Origin of the sequence: Citrobacter sp. W9 (genome assembly GCF_026719375.1) — a bacterium.
Classification (GTDB): Bacteria; Pseudomonadota; Gammaproteobacteria; order Enterobacterales; family Enterobacteriaceae; genus Citrobacter; species Citrobacter werkmanii.
In genome coordinates, this window is the sequence record NZ_JAPPTE010000007.1 from 192,521 (window position 1) to 215,498 (window position 22,978).

Consider the following 22,978-nt stretch of genomic DNA (forward strand, 5'->3'; position numbering starts at 1 on the left):
CGAATGACGTTAGCCGCTGCTTTTTATGCATAGACCTTGCCATTCGGCAAGGTCTCACTTACAACAACAAAGGAATACGCTAGCGTATTCCTTTGTTGTTGCCCGGTGACCGGATGTGGTTTTGCACACATCGTAATGACGATCAACCGACAACGAAGTTACTCCCCTTTGCGGGTTACAAAATATTACAGGCCATGGATGCAGTCAATGGCCTGCAACATTCGTTTTACATACCTTTACGCAGTCAGCGACGTCACCGTTTCGTCTGCGGGGAAAATCACGCCGGTCTGACGGCGAATTTCCGTTTGCAGTTTGGCGGTGATCCGGCTGACGCTTAGTGCCGGATGATCCACTTCGCCAGATTCAACCAGATGAGCAAATGTCTCTGCCTCATACAGCATCGTATTGATATGCTGAGGCACCGTCAGATCCTGCGTTTTGCCACCACGCGCCACGAAGCATACTTTCTGACATTCAGAGATATGCTCAATGACCAGCGAACCCGACTCGCCCTGAATTTCACTGGCTAATACCGAGTCGCTGACTTTGGAGTGCTGGAGTGTGACGCTGAAATCACCGTAATTCAGTACGACCACGCCGTGGGCATCCACACCACTTTCCAGCAGGCTGGCGCTGGCCTGCACGCTCTGTGGTTCGCCCCACAGCGCAACCGCTGAGGCCAGGCAGTAAAAGCCGATATCCATAATCGAACCGTTAGAGAACGCCGGATTAAATGTATTCGGATTTTCACCGTCCAGATAGCGCTGGTAACGCGAGGAGTACTGGCAGTAATTGATAAACGCTTTCCTGATTCTGCCCACTTTGGGTAACGCTTGCTGCAACAGCAGGAAGTTAGGCAGGCTGGCGGTCTTAAATGCTTCAAACAGCACCACCTGATTTTCGCGCGCGCAGGCGATAGCGGCTTCAGCTTGCGCCAGATTTGAGGCCAGCGGCTTTTCGCAAATGACATGCTTTTTGTGCTGCAAAAATAGCTCTGTCTGCGGGAAGTGCAGGGAGTTTGGGCTGGCGATGTAGACGGCGTCAATCGCATCACTGCTGGCCATCGCTTCCAGCGAGGTAAACAGGTGCTCGACGGGGTAATCGTTGGCGAAGGTCTGTGCCTGCTCATGACTGCGGGAATAAACTGCGGTTAACTTATACTTGCCGGTTTCATGGGCGGCATCGACAAACTGGCGAGTGATCCAGTTTGTGCCAATTACTGCGAAACGTATCATAAAGGCCTTCAGGCTGCTAAAAGGGATCCTTTCGTCAATTTAGCATGCCCTGAAGACAAAGCCAGTGCGCGACTACGCACTTTGCTTTAACGATTGTTGCGTTAACCACAGGCGGGTATCGAACTCCAGTTGATGGTACTGAGGTTCCATATGACGGCACAGTTGGTAAAACGCTTTGTTATGCTCTTTTTCTTTCAGATGCGCCAGTTCATGGACCACGATCATTCGCAGGAAGGGTTCCGGGGCATTGCGAAAAACGGTCGCCACGCGGATCTCCGCTTTGGCTTTTAGCTTGCCTCCCTGCACGCGAGAAACGGCGGTATGCAGTCCCAGCGCATTCTTCAGAACATGGATCTTGCTGTCGTACATCACCTTATTCAGCGGCGGGGCGTTACGCAGGAACTGATTTTTCAGATCTTGCGTATATTGCCAGAGCGCTTTGTCGGTCGCGAAATCATGCGTGCCGGGATAGCGCTTATCTAATACCGATCCCAGACGTTGCTCGGCAATTAATGTGCGTACCTGATCAAGTAGGTTCTCCGGGTAGCCCTGCAGATAGGTCAACTGACTCATTATTGCCCCATATAAAGTATAAAAAGTGTATACTCACGCACCCTTTTCAGGGATACGCCGAAATTTTACCATTCAGGAGGGCCGATGAGCCACATAGACAACGGTTTCCGTTCGCTGTCACTTAAACGTTTCCCGGAAACGGATGACGTTAACCCGCTGCTGGCGTGGGAAGCGGCGGATGAATATCTGCTGCAACAGCTGGACGATACCGAGATTAGCGGCCCGGTGCTGATCCTGAATGATACCTTCGGCGCGCTGGGCTGTGCGCTGGCGGAACATACGCCGTACAGCATTGGCGACTCCTATTTAAGCGAGTTGGCCACGCGCGAGAATCTGCGTCACAACGACATCGCCGAATCGAGCGTCAAGTTCCTCGACAGCACCGCTGACTATCCGCAGGCGCCGGGCGTGGTGCTGATTAAAATTCCTAAAACCATGGCGCTGCTGGAGCAACAGCTGCGCGCGCTGCGTGAAGTGGTGACGCCGCAAACGCGGATTATTGCCGGAGCGAAAGCACGCGACATTCATACCTCGACGCTGGAGCTGTTTGAAAAGGTGCTGGGTCCAACCACCACGACGCTGGCGTGGAAAAAAGCCCGTCTGATCAACTGTACGTTCAGCAAACCTGAACTTGCCGCTGCTTCGCAAACGCTAAGCTGGAAGCTGGAAGGTACCGACTGGACTATCCATAACCACGCCAACGTTTTCTCTCGTACCGGACTGGATATCGGCGCGCGCTTCTTTATTGAGCACCTGCCTGCAAATCTTGAAGGAGAGATTGTCGATCTCGGCTGTGGGAATGGCGTGATTGGCCTGACATTGCTGGCGAAAAACCCAGAAGCCAGCGTAGTGTTTGTGGATGAATCGCCGATGGCGGTGGCGTCAAGTCGTCTGAACGTCGAAAGTAATATGCCTGAGGCGCTGGATCGCTGCGAGTTTATGATTAACAACGCGCTGTCCGGGGTTGAGCCGTTCCGCTTTAATGCCGTGCTGTGCAACCCGCCGTTCCATCAGAAGCACGCGCTGACCGATAATATCGCGTGGGAAATGTTCCACCACGCCCGTCGCTGCCTGAAAATCAACGGCGAGCTGTATATCGTGGCGAACCGTCACCTCGACTACTTCCACAAGCTGAAGAAGATTTTCGGCAACTGCGAGACCATCGCCACCAATAATAAGTTTGTGATTCTCAAATCGGTGAAATTAGGTCGTCGTCGGTAATCGCGTGTGCCGGATAAGGCGTGAGCGCCTTATCCGGCCTACGAAAGACATGACGTTAAATTTCCAGTGCCAGCCTCGTGCCTTGCGCGATAGCGCGGCGGGCATCCAGTTCCAGCGCCACATCGCAGCCGCCGATCAGATGCACCGTTTTACCTGCCGCGTGGAGAGGATCGACCAGCTCACGGCATGGCTCTTGTCCGGCGCAAATCACCACGTTATCCACGTTAAAGATTACCGGTTCGCCGTTCAATACGACGTGTAATCCATCATCATCAATTTTCTGGTAACTGACCGCCGGGATCATTTTCACGCCGCGTGAGAGCAGGGTGGCACGATGGATCCAGCCCGTCGTTTTACCTAAACCTTGCCCTGGTTTGCTGGCCTTGCGCTGCAACATCACTATCTGACGCGGACTGCGGGATAAGTGCGGACCTTCCGGGCGTAATCCGCCAGGCTGTTGCAGGCTGGTGTCGATCCCCCATTCCACACAGAACTCCGCGATGTTCTGGCTGGTGGGATCGCCGGGTTGGCTCAGATACATGGCGGTATCAAAACCGATCCCGCCGCAACCAATGATGGCGACGCGTTTACCCACCGGCGCTTTATCACGCAGGACGTCAAGATAGCTCAACACTTTCGGGTGATCGATCCCCTCGATCGGCGGCATCCGCGGTTCGATCCCGCTGGCGAGGATCGCCTCGTCAAAAGTTTCCAGATCGCGCGCGGTGACAACGTGGTTCAGCCTTAGCGTCACGCCCGTCACGTCGATCATCCGACGGTAGTAGCGCAGGGTTTCATAGAATTCTTCTTTGCCGGGGATCTGTTTGGCGATATTAAACTGTCCGCCAATCTCGCTATGGGCGTCAAACAGCGTTACGTGATGCCCGCGCGCGGCGGCATTAATGGCAAACGCGAGGCCAGCAGGACCCGCACCGACAACCGCCAGATTTTTCGGCACAGTGGCTGTAACGATCGGCATTTTGGTTTCATGGCAGGCGCGTGGATTCACCAGACAAGAGGTGACTTTGCCGACGAAGATCTGATCCAGGCAGGCCTGGTTGCAACCGATACAGGTATTGATCTCATCCGACCGTCCGCTTTGCGCTTTTGACAGCAGTTCGGCATCGGCGAGGAACGGACGGGCCATCGACACCATATCGGCATCGCCGCGGGCCAGAATGTCATCGGCGACTTTAGGATCGTTAATGCGGTTGGTGGTGACTAGGGGGATCGTCACATGACCTTTCAGCTTGCGCGTCACCCAGCTAAATGCGCCACGCGGCACCGGGGTGGCGATGGTGGGAATACGCGCCTCGTGCCAGCCAATACCGGTGTTGATAATAGTTGCGCCTGCGGCTTCTACAGCCTGCGCCAACTGGACGGTTTCCTCGAAGGTGCCGCCGTTTTCTACCAGATCGAGCATCGACAGGCGGAAGATAATAATAAAGTCATTGCCGGCACGCTGACGTACTGCCCGCACCACCTCGACGGCAAAACGCATGCGGTTGGCATACTCACCGCCCCATTCGTCGTCGCGCTGATTGGTGCGCAGGGTCAGGAATTCGTTGATGAGATACCCTTCCGAGCCCATCACTTCCACGCCATCGTAGCCCGCTTCTCGCGCCAGCTGCGCGCAGTGGGCAAAATCCTCAATCAGTTGCAGAACTTCATCGTGCGTCAGTTCATGCGGCGTAAAGCGGTTGATGGGCGCCTGAATGGCGGAAGGCGCCACCAGATGCGGCTGATAGCTGTAACGCCCGGTATGCAGGATTTGCAGTGCGATTTTGCCGCCTTCGTCATGCACGGCATCGGTAATCACACGATGATGCGCGAGCTGGCTGGTATCGTTGAGCACCGCGCCGCCTTCCATACCCACGCCGGATAACGCTGGCGCAATGCCTCCGGTCACAATCAGAGCCACGCCGTGACGGGCGCGTTCGGCATAGAACGCGGCCAACCGTTCTGCCCCGTCGGGATACTCTTCCAGCCCGGTGTGCATTGAACCCATCAACACGCGGTTTTTAAGCGTGGTGAAGCCTAACTCGAGCGGGGCGAACAGCGACGAATAGCTCATAAAGGTGTCCAGTATGTAAAATTATTGTTATGTGGTCGGATGAGTTAATAATTTAGCCGTCGCAGCGTAAAAGGGAAAAGGGGAATGCCGTGATTGTGATGGGATTCAAAAAAGGAATGGGGCCAGAGAACGATTCCGCCGGATGGCGGCTACGCCTGAGCCTACAAAGGACAAACTTTCGTAGGCCGGATACGCGCAGCGCCATCCGACAGGTATTACATCTGCTCCACGCTCACCCGTAATGCTGCCAGGGCTTTGCGTGTTGATCGCAACACCAGATCGCATTGCTCGATCGTTAACGTTAGCGGCGGTTCGATGCGGATCGTCTTGGCATTGTTCAGGGTCCCGGCGACCAACACCCGCTGGCGGAACATCTCACTGGCAAAGTTATAGCCGATTTCATTATCGACAAACTCAATCGCCATCAACATGCCTTTGCCGCGTACATCGTGCACCAGATCCGGGTATTCCCGCGCCAGCTGGCGGAAACCATCCAGCAACATATCGCCTTTCTGCTCTGCCTGAGCCGGTAAATTTTGCTCCAGCAGGACGTTAATGGTGGCCAGCGCCGCCGCACACGCGAGCGGGTTGCCGCCAAACGTAGTGGTATGCAGGAAAGGATTATCGAACAGGACGGAGAACACCTCTTCGGTGGCAATGGTTGCGCCAATCGGCATCACGCCGCCGCCCAACGCTTTTGCCAGACACATAATATCGGGCTGCACGTTTTCGTGCTCGCAGGCGAACATTTTGCCGGTACGCCCCATGCCGGTCTGCACTTCGTCAAGGATCATCAGCGCGCCAAACTCATCGCAAAGTTTACGCACGGCGGTCAAATACCCTTGCGGCGGCAGGATCACGCCCCCTTCACCCTGGATAGGTTCGAGGATCACGGCTGCGACGTCGTCACCGGTCTTTTTACATTCGCTGAGCATGGTACGCATCGCGTTAATATCGCCAAACGGCACATGACGGAAGCCCGGCAGCAGCGGCATAAAGGGTTTACGGAAGGTGGATTTCGCCGTGGCGGACAGCGCGCCCAGGGATTTACCATGGAATGCGCCGCTGGTGGCGATAAATGTAAATTTACCGCGCGGCGATTGATACGCTTTCGCCAGCTTCAGGGCGGCTTCAACCGACTCGGTCCCGCTGTTACAGAAAAAACTGTATTTCAGCTTACCGGGTGCCAGTGCGGCGAGGGTTTTTGCCAGCATGGCCCGCAACGGGTCAAGTAACTCCTGGCTGTGCAGAGGTTGTTTCGCGAGTTGATTCTGTACGGCGGAAACCACGACTGGATTACGGTGCCCCACGTTGAAAATGCCAAAACCACCCAGGCAATCAACAAACTCCTGTCCCTGGGTGTCGACAAGCGTATTCAGGCTTCCCGCTTGCCACTCTACGGCTCCGTAATCCCCGCCTGCAGTTACAGATTTTCGATACTCTAAGAACCCCGGATTGACATGCTCCTTAAAGTACTCAATCACCTCTCGGTTTAATGATTTCATTTCCTCATGATCAAGCGTGCGCTTTTCGATGAGATTCAGTGCGTGTGCGCTGCAGGCCAGGGCCGATGCGCTGGAAGGTAACCTGTTCAAAATATGCTCCCGGAGCTGGCGTATCACATGATACTGATTTAAGTATTGCAGGGATTGCGCCATTCCGGCGCGCTTAGCAAAAATCGGGATAAACACCAGGAAATATCTTATTTGCGCAACATTTAATGCCAGTATTTAACATTTGCTGGCATTTTGCCCAGATTTTGCATCTGAAAACAGATCGAATTAACGCGTATTTGCGCTAAAAATGGGCAATGTTTGCACTGTCACGGTGCGGGGGAAGACGTGCAATTGAATAGTTACTTAATGAAAGTATTTTAAATCAACGAATTAGAATGCGTACAGATTTTGAGGTTTAATCGCAAATTGCGATCTAAATCAAATTTAACAACTAAAGATAAAAAGATTATCGCCGAAATAACATAAGCCGAAAGAGTTAACAACCAGATAACCTGCACAGGACGCAACCATGTCTTCTCATCCCTACGTTAGTCAGCAAAATACACCGCTGGATGATGATATCACCCTCATGTCCACCACCGACTTACAAAGCTATATCACTCATGCGAACGATACCTTTGTCCAGGTCAGCGGCTATCAACTGAATGAATTGCTCGATAAGCCGCACAACCTGGTTCGTCATCCGGACATGCCAAAAGCGGCGTTTGCGGATATGTGGTACACCCTTAAGCAGGGTGAACCATGGAGCGGCATTGTGAAAAATCGGCGTAAGAATGGCGATCACTACTGGGTGAGGGCCAACGCGGTGCCGATGGTGCGGGAAGGGCGAGTGACCGGGTACATGTCGATTCGTACCCGGGCAACTGACGAAGAGATTGCGACGGTAGAGCCTTTATATAAAGCGCTGAATGAAGGACGTTGCAACCGACGTATTCATAAAGGGTTGGTGGTACGCAAAGGCTGGCTGGGTAAACTCCCGGCACTGCCTATTCGCTGGCGGGTACGCAGCGTGATGGCATTGATGTTTGCCGTACTGGCGACCGCATTGCAGCAAATGGGCGCCGAATGGCCGTTACTGTTGATGAGTGCGTTGGTAATGCTGCTGGGGACGGCTATTTTCGAATGGCAAATTGTGCGTCCCATCGAGAATGTTGCTCGTCAGGCGTTGAAAGTGGCGACCGGTGAGCGCAACAGCGTGTCGCATCTTAACCGCAGTGATGAACTGGGTTTGATGCTGCGAGCGGTGGGGCAACTGGGGTTAATGTGCCGTTGGCTCATCCATGATGTCTCCAGCCAGGTGAGTTGTGTGCGCAGCGACAGCGAAACGCTGGCAAAAGGCAGTGATGATTTGAACAAGCATACGCAGCAGACCGTGGAGAATGTGCAGGAAACGGTGACCACCATGAATCAGATGGCGGCGTCGGTGAAACAAAACTCTGAGACCGCCGCCGCAGCCGATAAACTCTCGATTGCTGCCAGCAGCGCGGCAACACACGGCGGCGAGGCGATGGATATCGTCATCAAAACCATGGATGATATTGCCAACAGCACTCAGCGGATCGGCACCATTACCACGCTGATTAACGATATTGCTTTCCAGACCAATATTCTGGCCTTGAACGCCGCCGTAGAAGCCGCGAGGGCGGGCGAGCAGGGCAAAGGTTTCGCCGTAGTGGCGGGAGAAGTGCGTCATCTTGCCAGTCGTAGCGCCAGCGCGGCCAATGATATCCGCAAGCTGATTGATGCCAGCGCCGATAAGGTACAGTCCGGCTCCGATCAGGTGCACGCCGCGGGGCGTACGATGGACGATATTGTGGCGCAGGTGCAAAACGTCACTCAACTGATCGCGCAAATCAGCCACTCAACGCTGGAACAGTCCGATGGTCTTTCCAGCCTGACTCGGGCGGTGAATGAACTGAGTAGCATTACGCAGAAAAACGCTGAACTGGTTGAAGAGAGCGCCCAGATTTCCGCGATGGTGAAACATCGCGCGGGCCGTCTGGAAGATGCGGTCACGGTGCTGCATTAATCTTAACCACAGCAGGCGCAACGCCGGACACGGGTTCCGCCTGCTGCGCAGATTAATCTAACTGAGTAATGTCCAGCGCGGCACGATCGATAATACCAATGATTTTTTTGATCTGCGCCTCGCTGGTATCACCATGATTGACGCGTAGGTCCAGCACAGCTTTGAAGTTCTCCAGCGCGCGTTTCATCTGTGGATTTTTACGTAATTCAAAACCCACGCAGCGGGCTTTAATACGTTCGTGGATATGTTCCAGATGTTCGCGGTTCTCATCCAGCCACTGCAGACCTTGAGCCGTGATGGCAATCTGCTTACGCCCGCCTTCCTCGTCGCTGATGGCGATCAGGGCTTGATCCTGCAACAGATCCAGCGTCGGATAGATAACGCCCGGGCTCGGGGTGTAGTTACCCTGAGTCAGGGTTTCAATCGCTTTAATCAGTTCATAGCCGTGGCTGGCGTCGCGGGTCAGGATATCCAGAATCACCAGGCGTAATTCGCCGTGACCAAAGAAGCGCTGCCGGCGACCGCCGCCGCGACCGTGGCGGTGTCCGCATCCTTGTTCATGGCGATGTTCTTTGTTACAGCCTTCGTGGCGATGCTCTTCACCTTTGCAGCAGCCTGCATGGCGCTCACTGTGGCGGCTTTCGTGGTGATGTCCTTCACCCTTGCAGCAGCCTTCGTGTTGGTGCTCTGTCTGTTTACAGCAACCTTCATGATGGTTTTGCATCATCGTCTCCTGATGTGTTTTAGATATATCTAATTTATATCTAAATGTTGTTTTTACGCAAGTCGACAAATTAAATGTTTTTTAATATGTTGATTATTATCTATTTTTATAAGGTCTGTGATGGCTGGTAATCACAATGTGGCTATATCAAAAAAGTGCTTGCAATCTTTCTGATTAGCAATCATTATCATTTAAAAATAAATTTAGATATATCGTATTATCTTCACGAAGGCGAAAAATGACAAAAAACACCTCACGCTACCCACAGCGCGTTCGCAATGAACTGCGCTTCCGTGAACTTACCGTCCTGCGCGTTGAACGTATTAGCGCGGGTTTTCAGCGCATCGTACTGGGCGGTGATGCGCTGGACGGTTTTAGCTCGCACGGCTTTGATGACCATACCAAGGTCTTTTTCCCGGAGCCGGGCAGCCATTTTGTGCCGCCTGTTGTCACCGATGAAGGCATTGTCTGGGCCGAGGGTGTGCGTCCGCTCTCCCGTGACTACACGCCGTTGTATGACGAAGCGCGCCATGAGTTGGCGCTGGATTTTTATATTCATGACGGTGGCGTGGCGAGCACATGGGCGATGAATGCTCGCGAGGGTGACAAGCTGACGATCGGTGGTCCGCGCGGTTCTTTGGTGGTGCCAGAGGATTATGCGTATCAGGTTTACGTGTGTGATGAATCAGGAATGCCCGCGCTGCGCCGACGGCTGGAGTCGCTCAGCCGTTTAGCGGTACGCCCGAACGTAACGGCGCTGGTAAGCGTGCAGGATGCGGCGTATCAGGACTATTTTGCCCATCTCGACGAGTTTACTATTCAGTGGTTTATCGGCCATGACGAACAGGCGGTGAACGAACATTTATCGCGGCTGAACGTGCCCGCAGACGATTATTTCATCTGGATTACCGGCGAAGGCAGGGTGGTAAAAAACCTCTGCGCCCGCTTTGAAACCGCGGCGTTCGATCAGCAACTGGTGCGCGCAACGGCTTACTGGCATCAACGCCGTTAATCAGTAATTCGATGGCGGCACGCCAAACGCCTGGCGAAATGCATAGCTAAATGCCGCGGTGCTGGAATACCCCACATCCAGCGCCACGGCAGTTACGCTTTTATTTTTCTTCAGCATTAATACGGACTCCAGAATACGCATTTTTTGCTTCCAGACGCTGAAGGGCAATCCGGTTTCTTTTTTGAAATGCCGTGAAAAGGTACGGGCTGACATGCCCAGATGCTGCGCCCAGTATTCAACCGAATGCTCCAGCGCCGGGGATTCCTGAATTGTCCGGCACACTTTGGTTAATTCGCGATCGTGCGGCCAGGGTAATACAAAAGCGACTTCCGGGAGCTGCAGAATAATATCGACCAGAACACTAACCAGCTTGCCCTCTTTTGACTGGCTATCATAATGGCCTGAAATTAAATTGGTGGCGTAATGAATAAACTCTCTGGCGAAATCACTGATTGCCACCACTTTACATTCATTAATGCTCTCTTCAAGAAAACCCGGCTTAATATCCAGATTCTCTAAATGCACATCATCCAGTGCCCAGACCGCATGTTCGGTATTATTGGGGATCCAGATGCCATAATGCGCCGGGATTATCCAGCATTTGCCGGCAACATCAATTCGCATGCTGCCTTTACGGGCGAAATGAAACTGCATAAAAGAGTGCGAATGCTGCGGAACATGATGGTTGGCTTCCAGGACATAAGAACGAAAGTACACGTCCTGCGGCAACTCCGTAATGGAGTTATCGGGGAATGAATTCCACTGTTTTTGCGCGAGAGTCTCCATAAATAAATCGTCAATGCTCCCGGTGATATGTCCGCTATTCGATAGATCTTGTCCGCAGATCATAATACATACATTCAGTTTTCCATAATAATCTTGCGTAACGATTTTTAGCCCACTTTGGTAAATACCATGAACACGCTTTGTTCAGATGCTGTCATCGTCAATGAAACAAATGATAACTGGACCCGAATGGGGAAAGAGCTACTTTCGCAAGCGGATATCCAGATTAATGGCTCTCGTGCCTGGGACATTCAACTTCATCATGCCGGTTTCTTTAAGCGGGTACTGCAACAAGGCTCGTTAGGGCTGGGCGAAAGCTATATGGAAGGCTGGTGGGACTGCGAGCGGCTCGATATTCTGTTCTGTAAAATTCTCAAAGCAAAACTCGACCAGCAAATGCCGGGCAACCTGAAAGATATTTTACGCATTGCCAGCGCTCGCCTGTTTAATTTGCAGTCGCGGAGCCGCGCGTGGATTGTCGGCAAAGAACATTATGATATTGGGAACGATCTTTTTGCGCTGATGCTGGATCCGCATATGCAATATTCCTGTGGTTACTGGAAAGACGCGACCACATTAGACGATGCGCAAAATGCCAAATTAAAAATGATTTGTGAGAAGCTACAACTCAAACCGGGTATGCGTTTACTCGATATCGGTTGTGGCTGGGGCGGACTGGCGGAATATGCAGCGCGTCATTACGGCGTGGCGGTAGAAGGCGTCACTATCTCTAAAGAGCAGCAGAAAATGGCGCAACAGCGCTGTGAAGGACTGGACGTTAATATTCTGCTGCAGGATTATCGTGACCTCGATAAACACTACGATCGCATTGTCTCCGTGGGGATGTTCGAACACGTCGGGCCGAAAAACTACGACACCTATTTCAGCATCGCCGACCGTTGTTTAAAACCGGACGGGCTGTTCCTGCTGCATACCATTGGCAGCAACAAAAAGGGGATGAGTGTCGATCCGTGGATCAATAAATACATTTTCCCGAACGGTTGCTTACCGTCGATATCGCATATTGCCGAGGCCAGCGAATCACGCTTTGTAATGGAAGACTGGCATAACTTTGGCAGCGATTACGATAAAACGCTGATGGCCTGGCATGAGCGTTTTAATCAGGCATGGCCGGAGCTGTCTTCACGTTACTCCGCCACCTTCAGAAGAATGTTTAATTACTATTTATGCGCCTGCGCTGGGGCTTTTCGCGCCAGAGATATTGAGCTTTGGCAGGTACTGTTTAGCCGCGGCGTCGAGGGTGGTCTCCGCGTTTATCGTTAACGTTCTGCCTGATGCGCGAAGCGCATCAGGCATTTATCACTTAACCCAACTCACTCTCCGCCAGCGCTTTAAATACCATTGCGACGGCATGCGCCCCGGGATCCATATTACCCAGCAAACTTTCGCTGCTCAGATACGATGCGCGACCCGCATTGGCTTTGCTCGACAAACAGGTTCGTTCGGCCCCGGCTTGCGCGGCGTCAAAAGCGGCATGCAGGTTGTCCGGCTGCGCCAGCAGTGAGGTCAGCGCGGGTTGCAGTGCATCTATCATGGTGCGATCGCCTTCGTCTGCGCCGCCGTAGAACTTCATCTGCTCCAGACCCGCATTCAGCGCTTCGGCAACGTTAGCTCCCTGTTCCAGTTTCTGCCCGGCGGCGGTAAAGAAAATAGACATCAGCACGCCGCTGGAACCCCCCATCACCACGGTCAGGCGTTCGCCAATCAGCGCGAACAGCGTGGCAAGGTCATCCAGCGGAAGCTGCTGACGCTGCAGCAGACTGGCAATTTCACGCGCGCCGGCGGCAAAGGTTGAACCCGTATCGCCATCGCCGACTTTGGCATCCAGCGCGTTGAGATGTGCTTCCAGATTGGAAAGCGTTCCGGTGACCTGCTCCACAATTTCAGCGACCCGCGGGTTGGCAGAGGGCTGGAATTCCACGTGCGCGCTGCGCTGGGATGATGGCGCGTAGCTGATTTCACGCGGTGGGACGGGAGTCGGCCAGTTACTGGTTTCCACTTCGGTCAGCAGCGCTTTTTCGATGCTCTCTTCCAGCACGATGGCCGTTAGTGAGAATCCTTTCATATCCAGCGCGGTGACCAGCGAGGCCGGACCCATCAGCCAGTCGATGCGTGGGGATAGCGGACTGCTGGCCAGTTCGCGGGTGATAATGGCCATTTCCGCAACGGATACGCCGCCAAGATTGTTAATCATCACCGCCACTCTGCCGGTTTCAGGCAGGACCGTCAGCAGCTTATCCACCATCAGGTTCACCACCTGCGCACTGTTTTGGGTATCAATAACCGAGGCCCCCGGCTCGCCGTGAATGCCCATGCCCAGCTCAGCATGACCCGGATGATGGCGCGGCGCGGCGTCGGTTTCTTGCGGTAGATGACAGCTGGAGAGGGCGACGCCCAGGCTGAAGGTGTTGTTGGCTGCGTACTGCGCTTCACGCAGGACGGTGGCGAGGTTGTAGCCGCGTTCGGCAAAGTAACCCGCGATTTTATGCACCAGGATGGTTCCCGCAATGCCACGCGGATGTTTGTTATCCGGCAGGGAGATGTCGTCACCGACTATCAGCATTTCAACGTTGTAGCCCAGGCGTCGCGCTTTCTCGGCGGCGAGACCGAAATTTAGACGGTCACCGGTGTAGTTCTTCACGATCAACAGACAGCCAGCCTCACCGGTCACTGCCTGAATAGCGGTCAGTACCGCATCCACGCTCGGGGAGGCGAACACGTCGCCGCAGACCGCCGCGGTCAGCATGCCTTTGCCGATAAACCCAACGTGCGCGGGTTCGTGCCCTGAACCGCCGCCGGAGATCACCGCCACGTTATTTTTGTTAAGGTCGCGGCGAACCACGACGCGAATGGCCGGATCGCTCTCCAGACGCGCCAGGTTATTCCACGGGCTGGTGATAATTGCACCGTCGATCACGTCGCTCACAAGCTGGGTGCGTTGGTTAAAAAAGAATTGAGACATAACGGCTCCTCGAGGTTGAGTGTAAGACAAACCCCCGAATGCATGTTCATGGTGCGGAGGCGATAGAGAGATTCTGGCGAAGTCAGCATGGAAAAAAACAACGCGAAAATGAGTTTCATTACGAAACGTGATTGCTGTTTTTTGTTCCGAAATGAAACTTAATTAGGCGAAAAATCAGCACAATGCGAACTCGCTCGACTTTTTTCTTCTGCGATCAGAGCAGGCTGCACGGCGCTGTCAGCCTTTTTTTGCGGGTTTTTACGCAGGATGGCGCGTTATTGGGGAAATTGATCTTCGTGTTGGACGGTGATTTCGCGGTAAAGGAACGGATCGGGATCGCAAACCTTATTATTTTTGTGGTTAAGCGTTCCAATATGAAACGTGTGCCTTTTTTATCTGTTTCATATCAGAACAAAATGACGAAAGATTTTTTTGTGCACGCCTCGCCATACAGTTATTACATCGCTCCGGTACGTCCGCTTTCGCCGTCAACATCAGGCTAAACGGGTTAACGCCAGGGCTCACCATGTAAAAACATGTACTTATTTGAGGATGAAAGGAATGCTAAAAGTTATTCAATCTCCAGCCAAATATCTCCAGGGTCCTGACGCTTCTACCTTATTTGGTCAATACGCTAAAAATCTGGCGGACAGCTTTTTCGTGATTGCGGACGACTTCGTCATGAAGCTGGCGGGAGAGAAGGTACTCAATGGTCTGCATAGCCATGACATTAGCTGCCACGCGGAACGCTTCAACGGTGAATGCAGCCATGTTGAAATTAATCGCCTGATTGCCATTCTGAAAAAACACGGTTGCCGTGGTGTGGTTGGGGTTGGCGGTGGGAAAACGTTAGATACCGCCAAAGCGATTGGTTATTACCAGAAGCTGCCGGTGGTGGTGATCCCAACTATCGCATCTACCGATGCGCCAACCAGCGCGCTGTCCGTTATCTATACCGAAGCGGGTGAGTTTGAAGAGTATCTGATCTACCCGAAAAACCCGGATATGGTGGTGATGGATACCGCAATTATTGCCAAAGCGCCGGTACGTCTGCTGGTGGCCGGGATGGGCGATGCGCTCTCTACCTGGTTTGAAGCGAAAGCCTGTTATGACGCCCGAGCGACCAGCATGGCGGGGGGGCAGTCCACCGTGGCGGCGCTGAGCCTGGCGCGCCTGTGCTATGATACCCTGCTGGCGGAAGGCGAAAAAGCACGCTTAGCCGCCCAGGCTGGCGTGGTGACCGATGCGCTGGAACGTATTGTCGAAGCCAACACCTACCTCAGCGGTATCGGCTTTGAAAGCAGCGGCCTTGCGGGGGCACATGCCATCCATAACGGCTTTACGATTCTGGAAGAGTGCCACCATCTGTACCACGGTGAAAAAGTCGCCTTTGGTACGCTGGCGCAGCTGGTGCTGCAGAACAGCCCGATGGAAGAGATCGAAACCGTGCTGAATTTCTGTCAGAAAGTGGGCCTGCCGGTAACGTTAGCGGAAATGGGCGTGAAAGACGACATTGACGGCAAGATTATGGCCGTGGCTAAAGCCACCTGCGCAGAAGGTGAAACCATTCACAATATGCCGTTCCCGGTGACGCCTGAAAGCGTACATGCCGCTATTTTGACGGCAGACCTGCTGGGACAGCAGTGGCTGGCGCGTTAATCGGGCACAGGTAAATTTACCCAGCATCTTCTCCCCCTCTGACAGTCTCTGCCGGAGGGGTTGTCTATGGCAAAACAGCGGAAATGGATATGACGGCGCACACGCATAGCATCGGGCAGGAAGTCTCTTCGGTTCTCGCCCAGTCCTGGCATCGTTGCAGCAAGTTTATGCAGCGGGAAACCTGGCAGGCGCCGCATCAGGCGCAAGGGCTGACCTTTGAGTCGATTTGTCGTCGCAAGACGGCGCTGCTGACGATTGCGCAGGCCGCGCTGGAAGATGCCTGGGAGTTTATGGACGGTCGTCCGTGCGCACTGCTGATTCTGGATGAATCAGCCTGTATTCTCAGCCGTTGCGGCGATCCGCAGACGATAGAACAGCTGGCGGAGCTTGGATTTCGCGACGGCAGCTATTGCGCGGAAAGCATTATCGGCAGTTGTGCGCTGTCGCTGGCGACGATGCCGGGGCAGCCGACAAAAACCTCTGGCGCTCAGCACTTTAAACAGGCGTTGCATCCGTGGTCGTTCTGCTCGACGCCGGTGTTCGATAACCATGGACGTCTGTTTGGCTCCATCTCATTGTGCTGTCTGGTAGAACATGAGTCCGTTTCTGATTTATCCCTGACGCTGGCGATTGCCAGAGAAGTCGGCAATTCATTGCTGACCGACAGCCTGCTGGCAGAATCCAACCGCCATCTGAACCAGATGTACGGGCTGCTGGAGAGCATGGATGATGGCGTGATGGCCTGGAATGAGCAGGGGGTGTTGCAGTTCCTCAATGCGCGCGCGGCGCTGCTTTTGCATCTCGACGCGCAGGCCAGCCAGGGCAAAAACATTCACGACCTGCTCAATTTGCCCATGCTGCTGCGTCGGGCAATTAAACATGCCCGCGGTCTGAATCACGTCGAAGTCACTTTTGAAAGTCAGCACCAGTTTGTTGATGCCGTCATCACCCTGAAGCCGATTGTTGAGGAGCAGGGCAACAGCTTTATCCTGCTGCTGCACCCGGTGGAGCAAATGCGTCAGCTGATGACCAGCCAGCTCGGTAAGGTGAGCCACACCTTTGAGCAGATGTCGACGGACGATCCAGAAACCCGACGCTTGATCCATTTTGGTCGCCAGGCGGCAAGGGGGAGTTTCCCGATCCTGCTGTGCGGGGAAGAGGGCGTCGGGAAAGAGCTGCTGAGCCAGGCCATTCACAATGAAAGTGAACGCGCCAGTGGGCCGTATATCGCCGTCAACTGTCAGCTGTATGCCAACAGCGTGCTGGGGCAGGATTTTATGGGCAGTGCACCCACCGATGATGAAAATGGTCGGTTGAGCCGCCTTGAGCTGGCGAACGGCGGCACGCTGTTTCTGGAGAAAATTGAATATCTGGCGCCGGAACTGCAATCCGCGCTGTTACAGGTGATCAAGCAGGGAGTATTAACCCGCCTGGATGCCCGTCGCCTGATCCCGGTGGATGTAAAAGTGATCGCCACCACCACGGTTGATCTCGCTAATCTGGTGGAGCAAAACCGCTTTAGCCGCCAGCTGTATTACGCGTTGCACTCTTTTGAGATTGTTATCCCGCCGCTACGCGCGCGGCGTAACAGTATTCCCTCGCTGATTTATACGCGACTGAATAGCCTGAAAAAACGCTTTTCAACCAGCCTGAAGATCGACGACGATGCGCTGGCGCAACTGGTGGCTTATTCGTGGCCGGGCAATGACTTCGAGCTGAACAGCATTATCGAAAACATCGCTATCAGTAGCGATAACGGCCATATCCGGCTGAGTAATTTACCTGATTATCTGTTTGCCGAGCGCCCCGGTCTGGAGACCGCGTCTTCCCTGCTGCCTGCCAGCCTGACGTTTACCGCTATCGAAAAAGAGGCGATTATCCACGCCGCCCGCGTCACCAGTGGGCGCGTGCAGGAGATGTCGCAACTGCTGAATATTGGTCGCACGACCTTGTGGCGTAAGATGAAGCAGTACGACATCGACGCCAGCCAGTTTAAGCGCAAACATCTGGAGTAGTTTCTTCGATTCTGGCCATGGAGAACAGCGCATCCGACAGTCGGTTGATATAACGCTTGGGTTCATCGCGTAACGTCAGCGTTCTGTCCATCGCGATGAGGATCCGCTCCAGCCGCCGTGCCAGGGTGCGCGCAACGTGTAGCTGTGCCGATGCCAGATTTTTCCCCGGAATGACAAATTCTTTCAGGGGGCCGCTCTGCGCCATATTGCGGTCAATAAGCTGCTCCAGCGCCTGAATATCCTCGGCGTTAATCGTCTGCGTTAAGCGGGCGAGACCTTTCTCATCGCTGGCGAGTTCCGACCCCAGTACAAACAGCATCTTCTGGATGGCATGCAGATCTTCGCGTAATTCTGCCTGGCGCGAACTGGCATAGCAGACGCCAAGCTGGGAAATCAGTTCATCCACCGTACCGTAGGCGTTAACGCGGATGTCGTCTTTGTCGATACGGCTGCCGCCAAACAGCGCAGTCGTGCCTTTATCGCCGGTTCGGGTATAGATGCGGTACATTTATTTTATCTCGCTAAAGGGAAGCACTTTGACCAGTTGGCCAGCATTGGCGCCGAGCATGCGGATCATTGCTGCCCCGGCGGCGATGTGCCCACGGACCAGCGCCCGATCCTCGGGTAGCTGGGCGTGGGTTAGGGCAATATCACCGCTGGCGCTGAGGCCGAGACCCACGCGTAGCGTTGAGCTTTTAGCCGCCAGCTTGCTGAGGGCCAGCGCGCAGTCATGTTCGTCGCAACAGATTGTCCGGCAAGGGACGCCTTGCTCTTCCAGCCCCCAGCATAGTTCATCAAGCACGCGCGTATCCTGCCAGCGTGAGTGATAAAACAGATGTACGCCCGGTGATGAAAGTGACATTGCGCCCCCTTATTGATCAGAATGCCTGACGGAAGATCCCGGTAATTTCTTTCTCATTCCCTTTACGCGGGTTGGAGAAGGCATTGCCGTCTTTCAGCGCCATTTCCGCCATATACGGGAAATCGGCTTCTTTGACGCCCAGTTCGCGCAGATGCTGCGGAATACCGATATCGGCAGAGAGGCGAGCGATGGCATGAATCGCCAGTTCGGCGGCATCCATGGTGGACAGACCGTCGGTGTTCTCACCCATAAACTCTGCGATGTCGGCAAATTTCTCCGGATTAGCGATCAGGTTATAGCGCGCCACGTGCGGCAGCAGTACGGCATTTGCTACGCCGTGCGGCATGTCGTACAGACCGCCAAGCTGATGCGCCATCGCGTGAACGTAGCCAAGGTTGGCGTTGTTGAAGGCCATACCCGCCAGCAAAGAGGCATAGGCCATGTTCTCGCGAGCTTTCAGGTTGCTGCCCAGCGCTACGGCCTGGCGCAAATTACGGGCGATCAGACGAATTGCCTGGATAGCGGCGGCGTCGGTAACCGGGTTGGCATCTTTTGAAATATAGGCCTCAACGGCGTGGGTCAGGGCGTCCATCCCGGTCGCTGCGGTCAGTGGCGCAGGTTTGCCGAGCATCAGCAGCGGGTCATTAATAGAGACTGAAGGCAGGTTGCGCCAGCTGACAATCACAAACTTCACTTTGGTTTTGGTATTGGTCAGCACGCAGTGGCGGGTGACTTCGCTGGCGGTGCCGGCGGTGGTATTCACCGCGACGATCGGCGGCAGCGGATTGGTCAGGGTTTCAATCCCGGCATAGCTGTAGAGATCGCCTTCGTGCGTCGCCGCGATACCGATGCCTTTACCGCAGTCATGCGGACTACCACCGCCGACGGTAACGATGATATCGCATTGCTCCTTACGAAAAACTTCCAGACCGTCGCGCACGTTGGTGTCTTTGGGGTTTGGCTCGACGCCGTCAAACACCACCACGTCAATACCGGCTTCACGCAGATGTTCGAGGGTTTTATCAACCGCGCCGTCCTTAATGGCTCGCAGACCTTTATCAGTCACCAGCAGCGCTTTTTTACCGCCCAATAGTTTGCAGCGTTCGCCCACGACGGAAATAGCATTTGGGCCAAAAAAGTTCACATTTGGCACCAGGTAATCAAACATACGATAGCTCATAATTTACCTTCTTAGATTTAATTTATAATTCAGAGAAACAATCCAGTGCGGTTTGCGCTAATAACATGTCTTGTTCGACAGTACCGCCACTTACGCCGACAGCACCGATTAATTTATCGTTTAATATGACAGGTAAGCCGCCGCCAAAAATAACGATCCGCTGTTGGTTCGTTAGCTGTAAACCATATAGTGAGGCACCCGGTTGTACCGCGTCGGTAATTTCATGGGTCCCCTGGTGCAGACAGCAGGCGGTCCAGGCTTTATTCAGTGAAATATCACAACTGGTGACAAACGCGTCGTCCATGCGTTGCATCAGCAGCGTGTTTCCGCCGCGATCCACCACGGAAAAGACCACCGGCACGTTGATCTCAGACGCTTTAGCCTCGACGGCCTGCGCCATTTTTTTCGCAGCCGCCAGCGTAATGGTGGCGATTGGTTGGCTCTTATTCACAGTTTCTCCTGAAAATAGTGTAGGGCTGAGGTCACGAAAATATCGCGAGACAGCTATTTTTTATCATTGGGTTTGGCTTTATTTTGTCGCCGCGCGTTATTAAGTCAATAGGGTGAAAATTTCAAAAATATTAATTTGATTTTGCGTATCGGCATTTATTGATAATGATCATTTAACTTCGTCACAATTCGCTCCGGCTATTCCTGAGAACCGTTTCAATATGGAACGATGAATTTTTATTACGTGCCAAATTGGAACGAAATTAATTTTATTTTTTTATTGCTGTGCTCATTTAGAGTTCGGCCATTGCTGATGAAAGGCGAATGCCGGGTGGTGTGTCCCCGGCAATACGGCCCGGCGTCCCTATTTTTTATCTTTTGAGTCCATAAACTATGAGAAGATCAAAACGATTCGAAGTGCTTGCGAAGCGCCCTGTAAATCAGGATGGGCTGATTGGCGAATGGCCTGAAGAGGGGCTGATCGCCATGGAAAGCCCCTACGATCCGGCTTCGTCGGTGAAGGTAGAGAATGGTCGTATTGTTGAGCTGGACGGCAAGAGCCGCGCCGAGTTCGACATGATTGACCGTTTTATTGCCGACTACGCGATTAACGTGGCTGAAACCGAACGGGCAATGCGGCTCGACGCGCTGGAGATCGCCAGAATGCTGGTGGATATCCACGTCAGCCGGGAAGAGATTGTTGCTATTACCACCGCCATCACGCCGGCGAAAGCGGTGGAGGTGATGGCGCAAATGAACGTGGTGGAAATGATGATGGCGCTGCAAAAAATGCGCGCCAGGCGCACGCCATCCAACCAGTGCCATGTCACTAACCTGAAAGACAACCCGGTACAGATTGCCGCCGATGCGGCTGAAGCGGGGATCCGTGGTTTTTCAGAACAGGAAACCACGGTCGGCATCGCCCGCTATGCGCCGTTTAACGCCCTGGCGCTGCTGGTCGGTTCCCAGTGCGGTCGTCCTGGCGTGCTCACGCAATGTTCCGTTGAGGAGGCGACGGAGCTGGAGCTGGGGATGCGCGGGTTAACCAGCTACGCCGAAACGGTATCGGTATACGGTACAGAGTCGGTGTTTACTGACGGCGATGATACGCCGTGGTCCAAAGCGTTTCTCGCCTCGGCCTATGCGTCTCGCGGGCTGAAAATGCGTTATACCTCCGGTACCGGTTCGGAAGCGCTGATGGGCTATTCCGAGAGTAAATCGATGCTCTATCTGGAGTCGCGCTGCATCTTTATCACCAAAGGCGCGGGCGTACAGGGGCTGCAAAACGGTGCGGTCAGCTGTATCGGCATGACCGGCGCAGTGCCGTCGGGGATCCGCGCGGTGCTGGCAGAAAACCTGATTGCCTCGATGCTCGACCTTGAAGTGGCCTCCGCCAATGACCAGACCTTTTCCCACTCAGATATTCGCCGTACCGCCCGTACCTTGATGCAAATGCTGCCGGGTACCGACTTTATCTTCTCCGGCTATAGCGCCGTGCCGAACTACGACAACATGTTTGCCGGGTCGAACTTCGATGCGGAAGACTTCGATGATTACAACATTCTGCAACGCGATCTGATGGTGGACGGTGGTCTGCGTCCTGTAACCGAAGAAGAAACCATCGCCATCCGTAACAAGGCGGCGCGCGCCATTCAGGCGGTGTTCCGCGAACTGGGCCTGCCGCTGATTAGCGATGAGGAAGTTGAGGCCGCCACTTACGCTCACGGCAGCAAAGATATGCCCGCGCGCAATGTGGTGGAAGATCTGGCCGCCGTGGAAGAGATGATGAAGCGCAATATTACCGGGCTGGATATCGTCGGCGCGCTAAGCCGTAGCGGCTTCGAAGATATCGCCAGTAACATCCTCAATATGCTGAGACAGCGCGTCACCGGTGATTACCTGCAAACGTCGGCCATTCTGGATCGCCAGTTTGAGGTGGTCAGCGCCGTTAACGACATTAATGATTATCAGGGACCAGGCACCGGCTATCGCATCTCTGCCGAGCGCTGGGCGGAAATTAAAAATATCGCGGGCGTGGTTCAGCCTGGCTCAATTGAATAAGGCGGTACACCGTGGAATGCACAACTGAACGTAAGCCGGTTTTCACCTTGCAGGTAAGCGAAGGCGAGGCGGCTACAGCGGACGAACGCGTAGATGAAGTGGTGATTGGCGTCGGTCCGGCCTTTGATAAGTATCAGCACAAAACCCTGATTGATATGCCGCATAAGGCGATTCTTAAAGAGCTGGTGGCAGGGATTGAAGAAGAGGGGCTGCATGCGCGGGTGGTGAGAATTCTGCGCACCTCGGATGTTTCTTTTATGGCGTGGGATGCGGCTAATCTCAGTGGTTCCGGCATCGGGATTGGTATCCAGTCGAAGGGAACCACGGTGATTCATCAGCGCGATCTGCTACCGCTGAGTAACCTGGAGCTGTTCTCTCAGGCTCCGCTGCTGACGCTGGAAACCTATCGCCAGATCGGTAAAAACGCCGCGCGCTATGCACGCAAAGAGTCGCCTTCGCCGGTGCCGGTGGTCAATGACCAGATGGTGCGCCCTAAATTTATGGCCAAGGCCGCGCTGTTTCACATCAAAGAAACCAAACACGTGGTGCAGGATGCTGCACCCGTCACGCTGCATATTGCACTGGTAAGGGAATGAC

General features: G+C 53.9%; 20 protein-coding genes. 9 read left to right on the plus strand and 11 right to left on the minus strand.

From position 1 onward, the window contains the following. Window positions 1-236 precede the first annotated feature (236 nt). Together OOJ59_RS13020 and OOJ59_RS13025 are read right to left on the minus strand one after the other, a co-directional pair. Complete coding sequence (locus OOJ59_RS13020; protein ID WP_160956013.1) at window positions 237-1,235, minus strand: Gfo/Idh/MocA family protein; 999 nt, start codon at window positions 1,233-1,235, stop codon at window positions 237-239. A 72-nt stretch (window positions 1,236-1,307) separates the two neighbouring features. Beyond that, entirely contained in the window at window positions 1,308-1,808 is a 501-nt protein-coding gene (locus OOJ59_RS13025; RefSeq protein WP_160956014.1) for a M48 metallopeptidase family protein, read from the minus strand. A gap of 84 nt (window positions 1,809-1,892) precedes the next feature. On the opposite strand from OOJ59_RS13025, the gene rlmG reads away from it, so the two are divergent. Continuing rightward, a complete protein-coding gene (gene rlmG / locus OOJ59_RS13030) occupies window positions 1,893-3,029 on the plus strand; it encodes a 23S rRNA (guanine(1835)-N(2))-methyltransferase RlmG (RefSeq protein WP_160956015.1) in 1,137 nt (378 codons plus the stop codon). A gap of 55 nt (window positions 3,030-3,084) precedes the next feature. On the opposite strand, the gene OOJ59_RS13035 is transcribed toward rlmG, so the two are convergent. Together OOJ59_RS13035 and ygjG are read right to left on the minus strand one after the other, a co-directional pair. Further along, the gene (locus OOJ59_RS13035) at window positions 3,085-5,103 is read right to left on the minus strand and encodes an NADPH-dependent 2,4-dienoyl-CoA reductase (protein ID WP_160956016.1); all 2,019 of its coding nucleotides are present in this window, start codon (window positions 5,101-5,103) and stop codon (window positions 3,085-3,087) included. A gap of 215 nt (window positions 5,104-5,318) precedes the next feature. After that, window positions 5,319-6,698 (minus strand): putrescine aminotransferase, encoded by a 1,380-nt coding sequence (ygjG, locus tag OOJ59_RS13040; protein WP_167371260.1) that lies wholly within the window; start codon window positions 6,696-6,698, stop codon window positions 5,319-5,321. A 430-nt stretch (window positions 6,699-7,128) separates the two neighbouring features. Here ygjG and OOJ59_RS13045 point away from each other — a divergent pair, with 430 nt between their 5' ends. Next, entirely contained in the window at window positions 7,129-8,649 is a 1,521-nt protein-coding gene (locus tag OOJ59_RS13045; protein ID WP_038634042.1) for a methyl-accepting chemotaxis protein, read from the plus strand. 52 nt (window positions 8,650-8,701) lie between these two features. Here the strand turns inward: OOJ59_RS13045 and OOJ59_RS13050 are convergent, their stop codons facing one another. Then, complete coding sequence (locus OOJ59_RS13050) at window positions 8,702-9,376, minus strand: PadR family transcriptional regulator (RefSeq protein WP_160956017.1); 675 nt, start codon at window positions 9,374-9,376, stop codon at window positions 8,702-8,704. A 235-nt stretch (window positions 9,377-9,611) separates the two neighbouring features. On the opposite strand from OOJ59_RS13050, the gene OOJ59_RS13055 reads away from it, so the two are divergent. After that, window positions 9,612-10,385 (plus strand): siderophore-interacting protein, encoded by a 774-nt coding sequence (locus OOJ59_RS13055; protein ID WP_087856866.1) that lies wholly within the window; start codon window positions 9,612-9,614, stop codon window positions 10,383-10,385. Here OOJ59_RS13055 and OOJ59_RS13060 read toward each other — a convergent pair whose 3' ends face one another. Beyond that, entirely contained in the window at window positions 10,386-11,234 is an 849-nt protein-coding gene (locus OOJ59_RS13060) for a helix-turn-helix domain-containing protein (RefSeq protein ID WP_038634037.1), read from the minus strand. It lies immediately after the preceding gene. A 66-nt stretch (window positions 11,235-11,300) separates the two neighbouring features. Here OOJ59_RS13060 and cfa point away from each other — a divergent pair, with 66 nt between their 5' ends. Beyond that, window positions 11,301-12,455: a cyclopropane fatty acyl phospholipid synthase gene (cfa, locus tag OOJ59_RS13065; protein WP_038634036.1), complete on the plus strand. Its 1,155-nt coding sequence runs from the start codon at window positions 11,301-11,303 to the stop codon at window positions 12,453-12,455. Window positions 12,456-12,495: 40 nt separating this feature from the next. Here cfa and OOJ59_RS13070 read toward each other — a convergent pair whose 3' ends face one another. Then, entirely contained in the window at window positions 12,496-14,154 is a 1,659-nt protein-coding gene (locus OOJ59_RS13070) for a glycerone kinase (protein WP_160956018.1), read from the minus strand. Between the two features lie 182 nt (window positions 14,155-14,336). On the opposite strand from OOJ59_RS13070, the gene OOJ59_RS13075 reads away from it, so the two are divergent. From OOJ59_RS13075 to dhaR, 3 genes are all read left to right on the plus strand, one after another. Beyond that, window positions 14,337-14,657, plus strand: a complete 321-nt coding sequence (locus tag OOJ59_RS13075; RefSeq protein WP_223851221.1) for a hypothetical protein — start codon at window positions 14,337-14,339, stop codon at window positions 14,655-14,657. Between the two features lie 58 nt (window positions 14,658-14,715). Beyond that, window positions 14,716-15,813, plus strand: a complete 1,098-nt coding sequence (locus tag OOJ59_RS13080) for a glycerol dehydrogenase (RefSeq protein WP_160956019.1) — start codon at window positions 14,716-14,718, stop codon at window positions 15,811-15,813. Window positions 15,814-15,902: 89 nt separating this feature from the next. After that, on the plus strand, window positions 15,903-17,828 hold the full coding sequence (dhaR, locus tag OOJ59_RS13085; protein WP_038642879.1) for a dihydroxyacetone kinase operon transcriptional regulator DhaR: 1,926 nt from the start codon (window positions 15,903-15,905) through the stop codon (window positions 17,826-17,828). On the opposite strand, the gene OOJ59_RS13090 is transcribed toward dhaR, so the two are convergent. From OOJ59_RS13090 to OOJ59_RS13105, 4 genes are read right to left on the minus strand one after another with little or no spacing between them, the layout of a single operon-like run. After that, window positions 17,806-18,336: a cob(I)yrinic acid a,c-diamide adenosyltransferase gene (locus OOJ59_RS13090; protein ID WP_160956020.1), complete on the minus strand. Its 531-nt coding sequence runs from the start codon at window positions 18,334-18,336 to the stop codon at window positions 17,806-17,808. The genes dhaR and OOJ59_RS13090 overlap by 23 nt on opposite strands. Then, window positions 18,337-18,690: a glycerol dehydratase reactivase beta/small subunit family protein gene (locus OOJ59_RS13095; protein WP_137350648.1), complete on the minus strand. Its 354-nt coding sequence runs from the start codon at window positions 18,688-18,690 to the stop codon at window positions 18,337-18,339. Between the two features lie 16 nt (window positions 18,691-18,706). Next, on the minus strand, window positions 18,707-19,870 hold the full coding sequence (gene dhaT / locus OOJ59_RS13100) for a 1,3-propanediol dehydrogenase (protein WP_160956021.1): 1,164 nt from the start codon (window positions 19,868-19,870) through the stop codon (window positions 18,707-18,709). A 22-nt stretch (window positions 19,871-19,892) separates the two neighbouring features. Further along, window positions 19,893-20,321 (minus strand): GlcG/HbpS family heme-binding protein, encoded by a 429-nt coding sequence (locus OOJ59_RS13105; protein ID WP_087856861.1) that lies wholly within the window; start codon window positions 20,319-20,321, stop codon window positions 19,893-19,895. Between the two features lie 392 nt (window positions 20,322-20,713). Between OOJ59_RS13105 and OOJ59_RS13110 the strand changes: the two genes are divergently transcribed. Both OOJ59_RS13110 and OOJ59_RS13115 read left to right on the plus strand, forming a co-directional pair. After that, window positions 20,714-22,381 (plus strand): propanediol/glycerol family dehydratase large subunit, encoded by a 1,668-nt coding sequence (locus tag OOJ59_RS13110; protein ID WP_016243883.1) that lies wholly within the window; start codon window positions 20,714-20,716, stop codon window positions 22,379-22,381. A gap of 11 nt (window positions 22,382-22,392) precedes the next feature. Continuing rightward, a complete protein-coding gene (locus tag OOJ59_RS13115) occupies window positions 22,393-22,977 on the plus strand; it encodes a propanediol/glycerol family dehydratase medium subunit (protein ID WP_038634014.1) in 585 nt (194 codons plus the stop codon). The last annotated feature ends 1 nt before the right edge of the window (window position 22,978 follow it).